This is a genomic window from Micromonospora sp. WMMD1274 (genome assembly GCF_049179035.1).
In the GTDB taxonomy this organism is placed as follows: Bacteria; Actinomycetota; Actinomycetes; order Mycobacteriales; family Micromonosporaceae; genus Micromonospora; species Micromonospora tulbaghiae.
The window spans coordinates 1,349,539-1,364,940 of the sequence record NZ_JBMHMG010000001.1; the positions used below are offsets into that span (position 1 = coordinate 1,349,539).

The following is a 15,402-nucleotide window of genomic DNA, read 5'->3' on the forward strand; positions in this document are numbered from 1 at the left end:
CGCGACTGCGGGGCTCGCAAGACCGGCTCACTCCTCGCGCTCCCGGAGCACGCAGAACTCGTTGCCCTCCGGATCGGCGAGCACCGTCCACTCCACGTCTCCCTGGCCGATGTCGACGTGCCGGGCGCCCATGTCGACCAGGCGCTCCACCTCGGCCTCCATGTCGGCCGGGCGCAGGTCGATGTGCAGCCGGTTCTTCCCCTCCTTCGGCCCGGCGACCGGGACGAAGACGAGACCGGGCAGCGTGTCGGGAGTCCGGCGGATCTCCACCTCGTCCGGCTTGTCGGTGATCACCTGATAGCCGAGTGCCTCCGCCCACCAACTGGCGAGCCGGGACGGATCCCGGGCGTCGACTACCAGGTTCTCCCAGACGGCGGTCATGTGGACACCCCTCCTGATCGACACGCGGCGGAAGCTCAGGTTACGCCGAGGAGACCGGAAAGGCGCGCCGGGCGGTACGCGGGGCCGCCGGCGAGCACCGGCGACCCCGCGTCCTCCTCAGCGGGAGTCCGAACCCGTGGTGGTGATGGCCGCGCGGCCCGCCTCCAGCCGGGCCACCGGCACCCGGAACGGCGAGCAGGAGACGTAGTCCAGCCCGACGGAGTGGAAGAAGTGCACCGAGTCCGGGTCACCGCCGTGCTCGCCGCAGACGCCGAGCTTCAGCCCCGGACGGGCCGCCCGGCCCTCCTCGGCGGCGATGCGGACCAGCCGGCCGACGCCGTCGGTGTCGATCGACTCGAACGGCGAGATGCCGAAGATGCCCAGCTCCAGGTAACGCCAGAAGAACGCGCCCTCCACGTCGTCGCGGGAGAAGCCCCAGCCCATCTGGGTCAGGTCGTTGGTGCCGAAGGAGAAGAACTCGGCCGCCTCGGCGATCTGCCCGGCGGTCAGCGCCGCCCGGGGCACCTCGATCATCGTGCCGATCAGCACCTCGACGCCGCTGTCCCCGACCACCTCGGCGATGATCCGCTCGGCCTCGGCGCGTACCGTCTCCAGCTCCTGCACGGCCCCGACCAGCGGCACCATGATCTCCGGGCAGGCCGTGCCGCCGTCGCGGACGACCGCGACGGCGGCCTCCGCGATCGCGCGGACCTGCATGGCGAACAGGCCCGGGATGACCAGGCCGAGCCGGACGCCGCGCAGGCCCAGCATCGGGTTCTCCTCGTGCATCCGCCGCACGGCGGCGAGCAGCGCCTCCTCCTTGGCGACGTCCTCGCCGCGCTCCTGGGCGACCGCGACGTTCACCGCGAGCTGCTCCAGCGGGGGCAGGAACTCGTGCAGCGGCGGGTCGATCAGCCGCACGGTGACCGGCAGGCCGTCCATCTCGCGGAAGATCTCGATGAAGTCGGCCCGCTGCAGCGGCAGCAGCGCGGCGAGCGCGTCCTCCCGCTCCCGTTCCCCGGAGGCCAGGATGAGCCGCTCGACCAGCTCGCGCCGGTCACCGAGGAACATGTGCTCGGTGCGGCACAGGCCGATGCCCTCGGCGCCGAAGCGCCGCGCCCGGGCCGCGTCCGCGCCGGTGTCGGCGTTCGTGCGGACCCGCAGCCGCCGCGCGGCGTCGGCGTGCGTCATGATCCGGTGTACGGAGCGGACCAGCGCGTCGTCGGTGTTCTCCGGATCGAGTTCGCCCTCGAAGTACTGCACCACCTCGGACGGCATGACCGGCACCTCGCCGAGGTAGACCTTGCCGGTGGTGCCGTCGATCGAGACCACGTCGCCCTCGCTCACCACGTGGTCGCCCACTGTGAACTTCTTCGCCGGCACGTTGACGTCCAGCTCGTCGGCGCCGGAGACGCAGGTCTTGCCCATGCCGCGGGCCACCACCGCGGCGTGGCTGGTCTTGCCGCCCCGGGAGGTCAGGATGCCCTTGGCGGCGATCATGCCGTTGAGGTCGTCCGGGTTGGTCTCCCGGCGGACCAGGATCACCGATTCGCCCTCGGCGGCCAGCTCGACCGCGCGCGCCGAGGTGAAGACCACCTTGCCGGACGCCGCGCCCGGGGAGGCGCCGATGCCCTTGGCGACCGGCTCGAACTCGTGGTCGAGCTGGAAGCGCGGGAACATGAGCTGGGCGAGCTGCGCGCCGTTGACCCGGTGCAGCGCCTCGTCCAGGTCGATCAGGCCCTCGTCGACGAGCTGCCCGGCGATGACGAACGCGGCGGCGGCGGTGCGCTTGCCGACCCGGGTCTGGAGCATCCAGAGCTTGCCGCGCTCGATGGTGAACTCGATGTCGCAGAGGTCCTTGTAGTGCTCCTCCAGCCGGGCCATGATGCCGAGCAGCTGGTCGTAGGACGTCTTGTCGAGCTGCTCCAGCTCCTGCAACGGCACCGTGTTGCGGATGCCGGCGACCACGTCCTCACCCTGGGCGTTGGCGAGGTAGTCGCCGTAGATGCCCTGCGCGCCGCTGCCGGGGTCGCGGGTGAACGCGACGCCGGTGCCGGAGTCGGGGCCGAGGTTGCCGAAGACCATCGTCACCACGTTGACGGCGGTGCCCAGGTCGGCCGGGATGCGCTCCTGCCGGCGGTAGAGGATCGCCCGCTCCGCGTTCCACGAGTCGAAGACCGCGCGGATGGCGAGGTCGAGTTGCTCGCGCGGCTCCTGCGGGAACTCGCGGCCGGTGTGCTTGGCGAAGATCTGCTTGTACGCGTCGACCAGCCCGCGCAGGTCGTCGGCGTCCAGGTCGAGGTCGTTGTGCGTGCCCTTGGCGCGCTTGATCTCGTCCAGCGCGTGCTCGAACTCCTCGCCCGGCACCTCGCAGACGGTCTTGCCGAACATCTGGATCAGTCGCCGGTAGGAGTCCCAGGCGAACCTGTCGTTCCCACCCGCTTGGTTGCTCAGGCCGACCACGCTTCGGTCGTTGAGTCCCACGTTGAGGACGGTCTCCATCATGCCCGGCATGGAGAACTTGGCGCCGGAGCGTACCGAGACCAGCAGCGGGTCGTCCGGGTCGCCGAGGCGCCGGCCCATCTCGCGCTCCAGCGACTCCAGGTGCGCCTCGATCTGCGCGGCCAGGCCGTCCGGCTCGCGCCCGGTCGTCAGGTACGCCTTGCAGGCCTCTGTGGTGATCGTGAAGCCGGGCGGAACCGGCAGGCCGAGATTCGTCATCTCGGCCAGGTTGGCCCCCTTGCCGCCGAGCAGATCCTTGAGATCCTTGTTGCCCTCGGCGAAGTCGTAGACGTACTTCTGCTCGACCGGATCGTGCGCTGCCACCAGAGCCTCCCACGCGCGCCATTGACACTTAACGAAGGTTCAGTTCGGACATACCCCGGTAGTGACCACCGGTAATCCCGGCTCGTCAGCGTCGGTGGGGCGAAGGCTAGGCGAGTTTCGAGAAACCTGGGAGCGTTCGGTGACTTTCGGCACAACGGTCACCACAATCCGCGTTCGTACGGGTTTTTGGGAACGCTTCCACGAGCACGATCACGCAATTCCGAGTCCTCTCGTACTCTTGACGTCACTGCATCTCGCGGAACCTGACCTTTGCCATATCCCGCGCGAATACACCCTCGGAGTCGTCGCCGTGCAGACCAACCCCGCCGCCCCGGAGACCGGGCCGGAGCCGACCGACACCCGCCCCACCAGCCCGTCCTCCGGCGCAGTTCCGCCGTACACGGCTTCGGCGCCGTCCGCGGCTTCGTTGCCGACCCCTGGTGAAGGGCTGCCCGGTGTGCCGGCGCCCGCGGCCGAGCTGGCCCGGGTCGCCGCGGGCCGGGCCGCCGGGACGCTCGCCGGACCGGCGGCGGTCCGGCTGGGCGACGTGGTGCCGGCACCCGGGCAGGTGCTCCCGGACCCGGCCGGCGACTTCACGCTGAGCGCGGACGCGGTGCTGCGGGTCAGCCCCACCGCGCGGGACGTCGCCGAACAGCTCGCCGGCTGGCTGCGCCCGGCCACCGGCTTCCCGCTCCCGGTCGCCGACACCACCGAGGGCGGCCCGCTGACGCTCACGCTGTCCCCGGCGGACGCCGCCGTGCCGAGCGGCGCGGTCGCGTCCGGGCCGGCGTCCACGGGCCGGGAGGCGGCTGATGTGGCGGGCGGCGAGCCGTCCGGCGCGACGGCCCGCACCGCCGGGCCGGACGACGCCGGGCTCGGGGACGAGGGCTACCGCCTCGATGTGACCGCCGGCGGCGTCCGGATCACCGCCGGCACCCCGGCCGGGCTGTTCCACGGCGCGCAGACGCTGCGGCAGCTGCTACCCGCGCCGATCGAGAGCCCGGCCCCTGTCGTGGTGCGCTGGGCGGTGCCCGGCGGCACGATCGTCGACCGGCCGCGCTTCCCCTACCGGGGCGCCATGCTCGACGTCGCCCGCCACTTCTTCCCGGTCGAGGACGTGCTGCGGGTGGTCGACCACCTGGCCCGCTACAAGCTCAACCACCTGCACCTGCACCTCACCGACGACCAGGGCTGGCGGATCGCCGTCGACTCCTGGCCCCGGCTCACCGAGGTCGGCGGCGCGACCGCTGTCGGGGACGGCCCGGGCGGCTGGTACACCCGGGACGACTACCGCCGCGTCGTCGCGTACGCCGCCCGCCGCCACGTCACAGTGGTGCCCGAGATCGACCTGCCGGGCCACACCAACGCGGCGCTGGTCGCGTACCCGGAACTGGCGCCCGGCAAGGTCGCGCCGCCGCCGTACACCGGCACCGAGGTCGGGTTCAGCTTCGTCGACCCCGCCGACGAGCGGACGTACGCCTTCGTCGCGGACGTGGTCGGCGAGGTGGCCGCGCTGACGCCCGGGCCGTGGCTGCACCTCGGCGGCGACGAGGCGTTCAAGGTGCCCGCCGACAGCTACCGCGCGTTCGTGGCGCGGGCGCAGCGGCTGGTCGCCGCCACCGGCAAGACAGTCGTCGGCTGGCACCAGCTCGCCCCGGCCGAACACGTCGACGGGCGCGTCCTGCAGTGGTGGGGCACGAACGGTGACGACCCGGAGACCGCCGACGCGGTACGCCGGGGCGCCCGGCTGATCCTCTCCCCCGGCAACCACGCGTACCTGGACATGAAGTACGCCCCGGACACCCCGATCGGACACGACTGGGCCGGTCTGATCGACGTGCGCCGCGCGTACGAGTGGGATCCGGCCACGCACGTGCGGGGTGTGCCGGCCGAGGCGGTGCTGGGCGTGGAGGCGCCGCTGTGGACCGAGTCGGTCACGACGATCGCCGAGGTCGAGTTCATGCTCTTCCCGCGCCTGCCCGCCGTCGCCGAACTCGGCTGGTCACCCCGCGAGACGCACGACTGGTCCCGGTTCCGCAGCCGGCTGGCCGCCCAGGGCCCGCGCTGGACCACCGCCGGCATCACCTTCCACCCCTCCCCCGAACTCCCCTGGCCCCCCAAAACCCCAGCCCAGATCCCCACCCAGCCCACCCCCACCCCCACCCCCACCATCCCCTGACCCCGCCCCAGCCATCGCCCTCGCCCTCGCCCTCGCCCTCGCTGGGTCGATCATGAGGTTGACGGCGACAAACCGGACATCAACTGCCGCCAACCTCATGATCGACGCACCGATCCGCACGCCCGAGCGCGAGATCTTGTGCGAAACGGCCCTCGGAGGGGCGCGGACGTACCAAGATCTCGAAGCCGACCCGGGCCTAGCCCTCGTAACTCGGGCGCCGAGTGGGATCCGGGGACCCCACTCCTCCTCTCATCGCAGCGTTGATCAAGGAGTTTGTGTCGGGCGCGAGGCCCCAGACGGACACAAACTCCTTGATCGACGAAGGGTTGGGCCTTGCCCGAGGGCCGGGCGGACCCGGAGCGGCCGGGGTCTGGTGTCGGGGCGGGCCCGGGTGGGGTGGGTGTCCGGGTTCGGGGTGGTCGGGGTCACCGGTGGGGTGGAATCGGGGGTGGGTGCGGGGCGTTGTACATGGCAGACCGCGCCGCACCCGCCGACCGCCCGCCCGACGGGCCGGGAATCTGGCCGGGACGCCGGTCGTTACATCCCCGGAGCCGCCGAGCAGGCCGACAGCGCCTGCCGATCCGGCCCCACCGCCGGGCAGCGCCCCCGGGAATGACCCCGGACCCCCGGTCGTTACATCCCCGAGCCGCCGGAGCAGGCCAACCCCCTGGCCGCCCGGACGAGCCGCCGGCCCGACGCACGTACCGGGTCACCTGATCTTTCTTCGCGGCATCCCCCATCGCCGCGTACCCCCGACAGAGAGGCAACTGATCATGGCTACCACTCTGCTGCGCAAGACCGCTCTGACCGTCGCCGGTATCGCCGCCACCGCTGGTGGCATCGCCGGCCCCGCCATCGCCGCCCAGGCCACCCCGGCCGAGCGCGCCGCCCAGGTCGTCACCAACGACCGCAAGCACGGCGAGCGTGAGCTGGGCGTGCGCTACGAGGCGCAGCCGAACTTCTACTTCTGTGGCCCGGCCGCGGCCCGTAACGCGCTGAGTGTGCAGGGCAAGAACATCGACGTGCACGCCATGGCCGAGGAGATGGGCACCACCGAGGACGGCACCAACTCCATCAACGACATCACCCCGGTGCTGAACAAGGAGACCGGCAAGGACGTCTACAAGTCGACCGAGATCCCGGTGGACAAGGCCGGTGAGAAGGTGGAGAAGCTGCGCGCCGACGTGGTGCGCACGGTGGACGACGGCCGGGCCGTGGTGGCGAACATCGCCGGCACTGCGACCGACACCGACGGCAACACCCACTCGTTCGAGGGTGGCCACTACATCAGCGTGGTCGGCTACCGCGACGGCGGCAAGGTCGTGACGATCGCCGACTCGGCGAACCCGGACCAGGCCTCGTACCGGATGGACGTGGACGCCCTGGCGCACTGGATCGCCAGCCGCGGCTACAGCTCCTGACACATCGGCACAGCGAAGGGCCCGACCCCGAACGGGGTCGGGCCCTTCGGCGTCTCTCAGCCGCCGGAGTCGTCCAGCTCCGCGCCGTCCGGCGGGGTGTCGTCGTCGCGGCTGGCCAGCCAGCCGTCGGGCAGGAAGACCTTGCCCGGGGAGTTGGTGCGGCCGCGCGGCTGGCCGAGGTTCTCCACCGGGAACGGTACGGCCGGGTCGAGCTTGCCGAGCAGGTCGTCGAGCTGCGCCAGGCTCTCGATCATGGCGAGCGAGCGACGCAGTTCGCTGCCGATCGGGAAGCCCTTCAGATACCAGGCGACGTGCTTGCGGAAGTCGGTGCAGCCGTCCCGCTCGCCCCGGGCCGGGTTGCGCGCGCCGGCCACGAACTGCTCCACCAGCAGCTCGGCGTGCCGGCGCATGGTCACCGCGACCTCGCCGAGCGAGGGCAGCCGCCGCTCGGGGCTCCCGTTGAACGCGGCCTCCAGGTCGGCGAACAGCCACGGCCGGCCCAGGCAGCCGCGCCCGATCACCACGCCGTCGACGCCGGTGTGCGCGACCATCCGCAGCGCGTCGTCGGCCTCCCAGATGTCGCCGTTGCCGAGCACCGGCACGTCGAGCGCCGCCTTGAGCGTGGCGATCGCGTCCCAGTCGGCGGTGCCGGAGTAGCGCTGCGCGGCCGTACGCCCGTGCAGGGCGACCGCCGCGACGCCCGCGTCCTGTGCCGCCAGCCCCGCCTCGACGTACGTCAGGTGGTCGTCGTCGATGCCCTTGCGCATCTTGACGGTGACCGGCACCCCGGCGGGTGACGCGGCGTCGACGGCGGCCTTGACCAGCCGGGCGAACAGCCGGCGGCGCCACGGCAGGGCCGAGCCGCCGCCCTTGCGGGTCACCTTGGGCACCGGGCAGCCGAAGTTGAGGTCGATGTGGTCGGCCAGGTCGCGCTCGACCACGATCCGTACGGCGGCGGCGGTGATCTCCGGGTCGGTGCCGTAGAGCTGGAGGCTGCGGGGCTGCTCCTCGGCGCCGAAGGCGATCATGCGCAGCGTCTTCGGGTTCCGCTCGACGAGCGCCCGGGTGGTGATCATCTCGCAGACGTAGATGCCGCCGCCCTGCTCGCGGCAGAGCCGGCGGAAGCCGACGTTGGTGATCCCGGCCATCGGCGCGAGCACCACCGGCGGCCACACCCGGTGCGGGCCGATGGTCAACGCGGGCAGGGTCGGGGCAGTCACCTGACCAGTGTAGGGAGGCGTTCTCGGGTATCGACGCCTACCGGGCGTCCACCCGCTGCGGCGCGGGCTTCGGCGCGGTCCCGGGCTCCCCCGCCGGCATGATCAGCAGCAGCGCGAGGACGCCCAGCCCGCCCACCACGGCACCGACGAACTGCACGACGCCGTAGCCGACCCCGGCGGCGAGCAACGTGAGGAAGACCGCCACGGAGATGGCCCCGGCCACGTGGGTGGTCGACTCGAACACCGCCGAGGCCGTTCCCTGGTCGCCAGGCGGCGCGTCACCGACACACACCCGGGTCAGCCCGACGTAGATCGGACCGGCGCTGAGCCCCCAGGCGACCAGGATCGTCGTCACGAGGATCAGCGGGCCGCCCGCACTGACCGCCACCAGCGCGAGCGTGACCGCGCACAGGGCCAGCGCCACCGCGACGACCCGCCGCGCGCCGAACCGGCGGATCAGCGCGCCCGCCGGAGCGGCGCTGACCAGCGCGCCGAGCAGCACCGGGGCCAGCACCAGCCCGGCGCCCGCCGGGGACAGGCCGTGGACCTCCTGGAGGTAGAGACTGCCCACGACCACCACCACCGCGTACGCGGCCGAGTGGGCGGCGAAGGCGAGGCAACCGGCGACCAGCGGGCGCGACCGGAGCAGGGCCGGCCGGACCAGCGGGTCGGCCACCCGCCGCTCGACGCGCACCAGCAGGAACAGCAGCACTCCGGAGGCGGCGACCGCGCCGAGCGCGACCGGGTCCGGACCCGACTCGGCGATCCGGTTCGCGCCGAAGATCAGCGCGAGCAGCATGCCGGTGGCGAGGACCGCCCCGGCGAGGTCCAGCCGCTGCCGGCCGCCCGTTTCGGGCCGGCTCGCCGGCAGCAGCACCCGGGCCGCCACCATCGCCATCAGTCCGACCGGCACGGTGGCCAGGAAGACCCAGCGCCAGCCCAGGTGCGAGGTGATCAGGCCGCCGACGATCGCCCCGGCCAGACCGGCCGTGTTCGCGGCGGCGGCGACCACCGCGAACACCCGGCTGCGCCACGGCTCGTCCGGGAAGTACGTGGCCGCCGACGCCAGTGTCGCCGGGATGGCGAGGGCCGCGCCGGCGCCCTGAAGCACCCGGCCGAGCAGCAGCGGGAGCAGCGCGGTCGCCAGCCCGGCCAGGGCCGAGCCGAGAGTGGCCAGGGCGAGGCTGACGACGATCAGCCGGCGTCGCCCCCACAGGTCGCAGAGCCGGCCCCCGAGCAGCAGCAGGCCGCCGATGCTCAGCGAGTACAGCGTCACGACCCACTGGAGGCGGCCCGGGCCGAGGCGGAACTCGGCACCGATGCGCGGCAGCGCCGTGGCCACCGCCAGGCTGTCGAACAGCACCAGGAACATGGCGCTGGCCAGGACCAGCGCGGTGGGCCATCGATGCGCCACCACCGCGGGCGCCGGGGTGGCGGACGGTCCGGTGGTCGCCTGCCGCATCTCGCCCCCCTCCGCTGCCGGTGAGGGATCTGCTACCCGGCGCTCCCGCCGGCTAACGACAACGGGCTCGCGGGATTCAGACACGTCGACCTGTCGTCCGGTCCGGGAGACGCGAAGAAGGGCGCCGTCGGCGACGGCGCCCTTCTCGGTGAGACGTCAGCAGCCGGGCAGGCGCTCGATCAGGTAGCGCTCGACCTGGTCCAGGGAGACGCGCTCCTGGGCCATGGTGTCCCGGTTCCGGACCGTGACCGCGTTGTCGTCGAGCGTGTCGAAGTCGACAGTGACGCAGAACGGCGTGCCGATCTCGTCCTGCCGGCGGTAGCGGCGGCCGATCGCCTGCGAGTCGTCGAACTCGACCACCCAGCGCTTGCGCAGGTCGGCGGCGAGTTGCTTGGCCTTCGGCGACAGCGCCTCGTTGCGCGACAGCGGCAGCACCGCGACCTTGACCGGGGCCAGCCGCGGGTCGAAGCGCATGACGGTGCGCTTGTCCACGCCGCCCTTGGTGTTCGGCGCCTCGTCCTCGTCGTACGCCTCCAGCAGGAACGCCAGCACCGCGCGGGTGAGGCCGGCGGCCGGCTCGATCACGTACGGGATCCAGCGCTCGCCCTTGCCCTGGTCGAAGTACGACAGGTCGACGCCGGAGTGCTTGCTGTGCGTGGACAGGTCGAAGTCGGTGCGGTTGGCGATGCCCTCCAGCTCGGCGAAGTCGGTGCCGCCGAACTGGAACCGGTACTCGATGTCGACGGTGCGCTTCGAGTAGTGGGAGAGCTTCTCCTTGGGGTGCTCGTAGAAGCGCAGGTTCTCCTCGGACAGGCCCAGGTCGAGGTACCAGTTCCAGCGCTCGGAGAGCCAGTACTCGTGCCACTGCTCGTCGGTGCCCGGCTCGACGAAGAACTCCATCTCCATCTGCTCGAACTCGCGGGTCCGGAAGATGAAGTTGCCCGGGGTGATCTCGTTGCGGAACGACTTGCCGGTCTGCGCGATGCCGAACGGCGGCTTCTTGCGGGCGACCGTCTCCACGTTCTTGTAGTTGACGAAGATGCCCTGGGCGGTCTCCGGGCGCAGGTAGTGCATGCCCTCGTCGCTCTCCACCGGGCCCAGGTAGGTCTTCATCAGGCCGTTGAACATCTTCGGCTCGGTGAAGGTGCCCTTGTTGCCGCAGTTGGGGCAGTTCAGCTCCGTCAGCGAGGTCAGCGGCTTGCCGTGCTTGGCCTCGTACGCCTCTTCCAGGTGGTCGGCCCGGAACCGCTTGTGGCAGGACTGGCACTCGGTCAGCGGGTCGACGAACTCGGCGATGTGGCCGCTGGCCTCCCAGACCTTGCGGGCCAGGATGACCGCCGAGTCGAGGCCGACGACGTCGTCGCGCTGCTGCACCATGGTCCGCCACCACTGCCGACGGACGTTCTCCTTCAGCTCGACGCCGAGCGGACCGTAGTCCCACGCCGACCGGGTGCCCCCGTAGATCTCGCTGGAGGGAAAGACGAAACCCCGGCGCTTGGCGAGGCTGGTGACGGCGTCGATACGGTCGGCTGGCATGTTTCCTCCTACGCCGGCTGGCGGTCGGCGCGGTTGAGATGGATGGAACCGGGCTGTTCGGGACAACGGTACGACCGTGTCCGTCCCGAGCCCAGCAGAATACCGGGGGCCGGTCAGCTCACCCCGCAGACCTCCACGCCGCCCGTCTGCTGGTCCGCCGCCAGCGTCACGGTCTGCGCCTCCCGCCGGCCGCCGGCCAGCGTGACGTCCACCGGCACGGTGAGCGTGGTGAGGTCGACCTCGCCCACCCGGTAGCCGGAGATCTGCGGCTCGGTGGCCACCCGCCGCTCGAACTCCCGCCGGGGCTCGCGTCGGCGGATGTCGTCGCAGAGCGTGTCGTACGCCTTGGACCACTCCCGCGCCACGAGCGCCTGGTAGTAGTCGTTCGTGACCGCCCGGCCCTGCTCGCCGATCGCCTGGGCGTTGCTCACCGCCAGACCCACCACCGCCGTGCCGCCCCCGCCGCAGCAGATCAGCACGGCGAGCGCGCCCGCGCCGAGGCCGAGCCACAGCCGGGTCCGCCCGCCCTCGGTGGGCGGGGCGGCGAACGGCGGCGCGGCGCCGGGCCCCTGCGGCGGCGCGGGCACCCCGGGGTCCGCCGGCAGCGCGGGCGGAACGGATGGCGGGGGTGGCGCGGCCGGTCCGGGAGCGGTCATACGCGCCAGGGTAGTGCCCCGGCACTCAGCGGTACGGACGTGCGGCACGATCGCTGGCGACGACGACGATCTCCCCCTCGGGGGCGGCGCCGGCGAGCGTCTCGTACGCCGACGGCTCGTCCACCGATCGGGCGAGCAGCGGCACGGCGGTGACCTTGACGTCGAATCCGCCGAGCGCCCGCCGGTACGCACCGACCGACTCCCACTCGGTGACCAGGAGCCAGTGGTCCGGATCGTCGAGCGCCCGCAGCAGTTCACCGCGCAGGTAGCCGGGGCGGGCGGCGAGCGCGGTCAGCGCGGCGTGCGCCGCACGGGTGAACTCGTCCACCGTTTCGGCTTCCACCACGAACCGGTTGGTGACCAGCACGGCGTTCCTCCTCGTAGAGTTTGTGGCATGCAGCGTACGCAGAGTCCCGTGCTGTCCCGGTTGGCACGGCTCAACCCGACGGCGGTGTTCCTGGCCGCGCTGGCCCTGGTGCTTGTCGGCCTGTTCGCGCCCGGCCCGGCGGGCGGCGTCCTGCTGCTCGTGCTGGCCGGCGGGCTGGTCTGGCTGATGTCGGTCACCTGGCCGGTGCAGGCCCCGGCGACCCGGATGCTCCGGCTGGTGATGTTGACCTTGTTGATCGCGGTGGCGCTGGCGAAGCTCATGGTCGGCTGACCTGACGAAGCCGAGCTGACCTGCGCTGACATGCAATCATGCGTTTTTGACAATAGTTTTCGTTGTCGCGGACAGTTGAGCCCATGACCGTTCGTGCACCGCGCCGCATCCTGACCGCCGCAGCCACCGCCCTGCTCGCCACCGCCGGCCTGACCGCCTGCGCGGACGGCACAGGCGGCGCGAGCGAGCCGGGCAGGGTCGACGTGGTGGCCGCGTTCTACCCGCTCCAGTTCCTGGCCGAGCGGATCGGCGGCGACACGGTCGCGGTCAGCAACCTCACCAAGCCGGGCGCCGAGCCGCACGACCTGGAACTCAACCCGCGGCAGGTCGGCCAGGTCGTCGACGCCGACGTGGTCGTCTACCTCAGCGGCTTCCAGCCGGCGGTGGACGAGGCGGTGGAGCAGAACGGCGGCGACCGCGCGTTCGACGTGGCGGGCGTGACGCCGCTGCTGGACGCCGCCGCCGGTGGCCACGACCACGACCACGAGGGCGAGGCCGGGCACGCCGAGGAGGGCGGCGGCAAGGACCCGCACGTCTGGCTCGACCCGACCCGGCTGGCCACCATCGGCGACAAGCTCGCCGAGCGGCTCGGCAAGGCCGACCCGGACCACGCCGCCGACTACACCGCCCGCGCCGGCGCGCTGCGCTCCGAGCTGACGAAGCTCGACACCGAGTACGCCGACGGCCTGCGCACCTGCCAGCGCCGGGAGATCGTGACCAGTCACACCGCGTTCGGCTACCTGACCGAGCGCTACCGGCTGGAGCAGATCGGCATCAGCGGGCTCACCCCGGAGTCCGAGCCGTCCCCGAAGCGCCTCGCCGAGGTCGCCGAGGAGGCCCGGGAGCACCAGGCCGGCACGATCTTCTTCGAGACGCTGGTCAGCCCGAAGGTCGCCGAGACCATCGCGCGTGAGGTCGGGGCGAAGACGGCGGTCCTGGACCCGCTGGAGGGCCCGCCCGCCGACGGCGACTACCTCTCCGCGATGCGCACCAACCTGCAGACCCTGCGAACCGCTCTGGACTGTTCATGACCCCACCCGTGATCGAGATCGCGCACGCCACGATCGGCTACGACGGCCGCCCGGTGCTGCGTGACGTCTCGTTGACAGTGACCGCCTCAGAGGTGGTCGCCGTGCTCGGCGCCAACGGCTCCGGCAAGTCGACGCTCGTGCGCGCCGCGCTCGGCCTGGTGCCGGTCGGCGCCGGGTCGGTCGCCCTGTTCGGCACGCCGCAGCGCCGCTTCCGGCAGTGGCACCGCATCGGGTACGTGCCACAGCGGCTCGGCGCGGGCAGCGGAGTGCCCGCGACCGTGCGCGAGGTGGTGGCGTCCGGGCGGCTGGCCCGCCGGGGCGTGCTGCGGCCCGCGGGGCGGGCGGACCGGGAGGCGGTGGCGGCGGCGCTGGAGGCGGTCGGGCTCGCCGACCGGGCCGGTGACCCGGTGTCCACGCTCTCCGGCGGCCAGCAGCAGCGCACCCTGATCGCCCGCGCGCTCGCCGGCGGGCCGGAGCTGCTGGTGCTCGACGAGCCGACCGCCGGGGTGGACGCGGCCAGCCAGGAGGCGTTCGCCGGGGCGCTGCGCACGTTCCGCGACGGCGGGGGCACCGTGCTGCTCGTCGCGCACGAGCTGGGCCCGCTGCGCCCGCTGATCAGCCGGGCCGTGGTGGTGCACCAGGGCGGGATCGCCCACGACGGCGCGGTGCCCGAACCGGCCGGCCACCACGCCGACCCGGACCACGAGCACGTGCACCCGCACTGCGACGAGGAGCCCGCCCGGCTCTGGACAGGCATCTGAGATGGATCTCTTCCAGTACGACTTCATGCTCCGCGCCCTGGTCGGCGCGCTGATCATCGGGCTGGCCGCCCCGGCGCTCGGCATCTACCTGGTGCAGCGCCGGCTGGCGCTGATCGGCGACGGGCTCGGGCACGTGGCGCTCACCGGCGTCGGCGCGGGACTGCTGCTCAACCGCTCCCCCGTGCTGGTGGCGGTGATCGCCGCGACGCTCGGCGCGGTGGTGATCGAGCTGGTCCGCGCGTACGGGCGCACCTCCGGTGACCTGGCGCTGGCGTTGCTGTTCTACGGCGGCATCGCCGGTGGCGTGATGCTGGTCGGGCTCTCCGACGCCAGCAGCGGGTCGCTCAACGCGTACCTGTTCGGGTCGCTGACCACCACCTCCCGGACCGACCTGATCACCATCGGCGTGCTCGGCGTGGTGCTGCTGGTGACCATGCTGGTGCTGCGCCCGGCGCTGTTCGCGGTGTGCCACGACGAGGAGTACGCCCGGGTGTCCGGCCTGCCGGTACGGGCGCTGAACCTGCTCATCGCGGTCGGCACCGCGGTCACCGTGACCATCGCCATGCGGGCGGTCGGGGTGCTGCTGATCAGCGCGCTGATGGTGGTGCCGGTCGCCACCGCGCAGCAGGTGACCCGGGGCTTCCGGTCGACCATGACGGCGGCCATGGCGCTGGGCCTGTTCGCCGCCGGAGCCGGGGTGTGGGTGGCGGCCACCGCCGACACCGCGCCCGGCGCGTCGGTGGTGCTCGTGGCGATCGGCTCGTTCCTGCTGGTCGCGCTCGCGGCAGCCGGTGTGCGGGCGCTGCGGCGGCGGGTACGGGCCGACCGGGTCGCGCCGCCGTCCGAGCCGGCCGAGCACGAGGTGCTGCTGCGGTGAGGCCCTACCCGCCGCCGCAGCTGGGATTGGTTACCGTTACAGGGTGACCGGCACGAACGGGTACGACGCCTTCGAGGGTGCGGGTGACCTGCTGCGCGCGCTCTCGGCCCCGATCCGGCTCGCGATCGTGAGCGAGCTGGCCGAGGGCGAACGCTGCGTGCACGAGCTGGTCGAGAAGCTCGGCGCGCCTCAGCCGCTGGTCTCCCAGCACCTGCGGGTGCTGCGGGGCGCCGGCGTGGTGCGCGGGTCGCGGCGCGGCCGGGAGATCGCGTACGCCCTGGTCGACGACCACGTCGCGCACATCGTGGCGGACGCCGTCAGTCACGCCGGCGAAGGGTCGCACTGAGCGGGAAATCGGCCAGGTGCCGACGCGCCCGCGCCGTGGGACGCTGTC

The 15,402-nt window shown here is 72.6% G+C and carries 14 protein-coding genes; 7 read left to right on the plus strand and 7 right to left on the minus strand.

The window, feature by feature from the left end:
• Positions 1-27 precede the first annotated feature (27 nt).
• Both ACN27D_RS05795 and ppdK read right to left on the minus strand, forming a co-directional pair.
• The gene (locus ACN27D_RS05795) at positions 28-381 is read right to left on the minus strand and encodes a VOC family protein (protein WP_120568537.1); all 354 of its coding nucleotides are present in this window, start codon (positions 379-381) and stop codon (positions 28-30) included.
• 117 nt (positions 382-498) lie between these two features.
• Entirely contained in the window at positions 499-3,207 is a 2,709-nt protein-coding gene (gene ppdK, locus ACN27D_RS05800; RefSeq protein WP_121684108.1) for a pyruvate, phosphate dikinase, read from the minus strand.
• Between the two features lie 310 nt (positions 3,208-3,517).
• On the opposite strand from ppdK, the gene ACN27D_RS05805 reads away from it, so the two are divergent.
• Together ACN27D_RS05805 and ACN27D_RS05810 are read left to right on the plus strand one after the other, a co-directional pair.
• A complete protein-coding gene (locus tag ACN27D_RS05805; RefSeq protein ID WP_421498698.1) occupies positions 3,518-5,386 on the plus strand; it encodes a family 20 glycosylhydrolase in 1,869 nt (622 codons plus the stop codon).
• Positions 5,387-6,159: 773 nt separating this feature from the next.
• Positions 6,160-6,807, plus strand: a complete 648-nt coding sequence (locus tag ACN27D_RS05810) for a C39 family peptidase (RefSeq protein WP_091421647.1) — start codon at positions 6,160-6,162, stop codon at positions 6,805-6,807.
• 56 nt (positions 6,808-6,863) lie between these two features.
• Here the strand turns inward: ACN27D_RS05810 and dusB are convergent, their stop codons facing one another.
• From dusB to ACN27D_RS05835, 5 genes are all read right to left on the minus strand, one after another.
• Positions 6,864-8,027 carry a tRNA dihydrouridine synthase DusB gene (dusB, locus tag ACN27D_RS05815; RefSeq protein WP_308212791.1) on the minus strand — a complete coding sequence of 388 codons (1,164 nt, stop codon included), beginning with the start codon at positions 8,025-8,027 and terminating at the stop codon, positions 6,864-6,866.
• Positions 8,028-8,064: 37 nt separating this feature from the next.
• Positions 8,065-9,489 carry an MFS transporter gene (locus ACN27D_RS05820; protein WP_421498699.1) on the minus strand — a complete coding sequence of 475 codons (1,425 nt, stop codon included), beginning with the start codon at positions 9,487-9,489 and terminating at the stop codon, positions 8,065-8,067.
• Between the two features lie 156 nt (positions 9,490-9,645).
• The gene (locus tag ACN27D_RS05825; RefSeq protein WP_120568531.1) at positions 9,646-11,025 is read right to left on the minus strand and encodes a glycine--tRNA ligase; all 1,380 of its coding nucleotides are present in this window, start codon (positions 11,023-11,025) and stop codon (positions 9,646-9,648) included.
• A 113-nt stretch (positions 11,026-11,138) separates the two neighbouring features.
• Positions 11,139-11,612, minus strand: a complete 474-nt coding sequence (locus ACN27D_RS05830) for a hypothetical protein (RefSeq protein ID WP_120568530.1) — start codon at positions 11,610-11,612, stop codon at positions 11,139-11,141.
• Positions 11,613-11,706: 94 nt separating this feature from the next.
• Complete coding sequence (locus ACN27D_RS05835; RefSeq protein WP_120568529.1) at positions 11,707-12,048, minus strand: antibiotic biosynthesis monooxygenase family protein; 342 nt, start codon at positions 12,046-12,048, stop codon at positions 11,707-11,709.
• Positions 12,049-12,075: 27 nt separating this feature from the next.
• Between ACN27D_RS05835 and ACN27D_RS05840 the strand changes: the two genes are divergently transcribed.
• The 5 genes from ACN27D_RS05840 (at position 12,076) to ACN27D_RS05860 (ending at position 15,354) form a co-directional block, all read left to right on the plus strand.
• Positions 12,076-12,339 carry a DUF6703 family protein gene (locus ACN27D_RS05840; RefSeq protein WP_120568528.1) on the plus strand — a complete coding sequence of 88 codons (264 nt, stop codon included), beginning with the start codon at positions 12,076-12,078 and terminating at the stop codon, positions 12,337-12,339.
• Positions 12,340-12,422: 83 nt separating this feature from the next.
• Positions 12,423-13,370, plus strand: a complete 948-nt coding sequence (locus tag ACN27D_RS05845) for a metal ABC transporter substrate-binding protein (RefSeq protein WP_121685353.1) — start codon at positions 12,423-12,425, stop codon at positions 13,368-13,370.
• Positions 13,367-14,131: a metal ABC transporter ATP-binding protein gene (locus ACN27D_RS05850; RefSeq protein ID WP_421498700.1), complete on the plus strand. Its 765-nt coding sequence runs from the start codon at positions 13,367-13,369 to the stop codon at positions 14,129-14,131. Before ACN27D_RS05845 ends, ACN27D_RS05850 begins: the two co-directional genes overlap by 4 nt.
• A gap of 1 nt (position 14,132) precedes the next feature.
• The gene (locus ACN27D_RS05855) at positions 14,133-15,008 is read left to right on the plus strand and encodes a metal ABC transporter permease (protein ID WP_121685351.1); all 876 of its coding nucleotides are present in this window, start codon (positions 14,133-14,135) and stop codon (positions 15,006-15,008) included.
• Positions 15,009-15,051: 43 nt separating this feature from the next.
• The gene (locus ACN27D_RS05860; RefSeq protein WP_013287947.1) at positions 15,052-15,354 is read left to right on the plus strand and encodes an ArsR/SmtB family transcription factor; all 303 of its coding nucleotides are present in this window, start codon (positions 15,052-15,054) and stop codon (positions 15,352-15,354) included.
• Positions 15,355-15,402: the final 48 nt, after the last annotated feature.

What these genes read in the sequence shown, in the direction of transcription:
- ACN27D_RS05795 (WP_120568537.1), bottom strand. Translation starts at nt 381, where the DNA reads ATGACCGCCGTCTGGGAGAACCTGGTAGTCGACGCCCGGGATCCGTCC.
- ACN27D_RS05855 (WP_121685351.1), top strand. Translation starts at nt 14,133, where the DNA reads ATGGATCTCTTCCAGTACGACTTCATGCTCCGCGCCCTGGTCGGCGCG.
- ACN27D_RS05840 (WP_120568528.1), top strand. Translation starts at nt 12,076, where the DNA reads ATGCAGCGTACGCAGAGTCCCGTGCTGTCCCGGTTGGCACGGCTCAAC.
- ACN27D_RS05845 (WP_121685353.1), top strand. Translation starts at nt 12,423, where the DNA reads ATGACCGTTCGTGCACCGCGCCGCATCCTGACCGCCGCAGCCACCGCC.
- ACN27D_RS05825 (WP_120568531.1), bottom strand. Translation starts at nt 11,025, where the DNA reads ATGCCAGCCGACCGTATCGACGCCGTCACCAGCCTCGCCAAGCGCCGG.
- ACN27D_RS05810 (WP_091421647.1), top strand. Translation starts at nt 6,160, where the DNA reads ATGGCTACCACTCTGCTGCGCAAGACCGCTCTGACCGTCGCCGGTATC.
- ACN27D_RS05850 (WP_421498700.1), top strand. Translation starts at nt 13,367, where the DNA reads ATGACCCCACCCGTGATCGAGATCGCGCACGCCACGATCGGCTACGAC.
- ACN27D_RS05820 (WP_421498699.1), bottom strand. Translation starts at nt 9,489, where the DNA reads ATGCGGCAGGCGACCACCGGACCGTCCGCCACCCCGGCGCCCGCGGTG.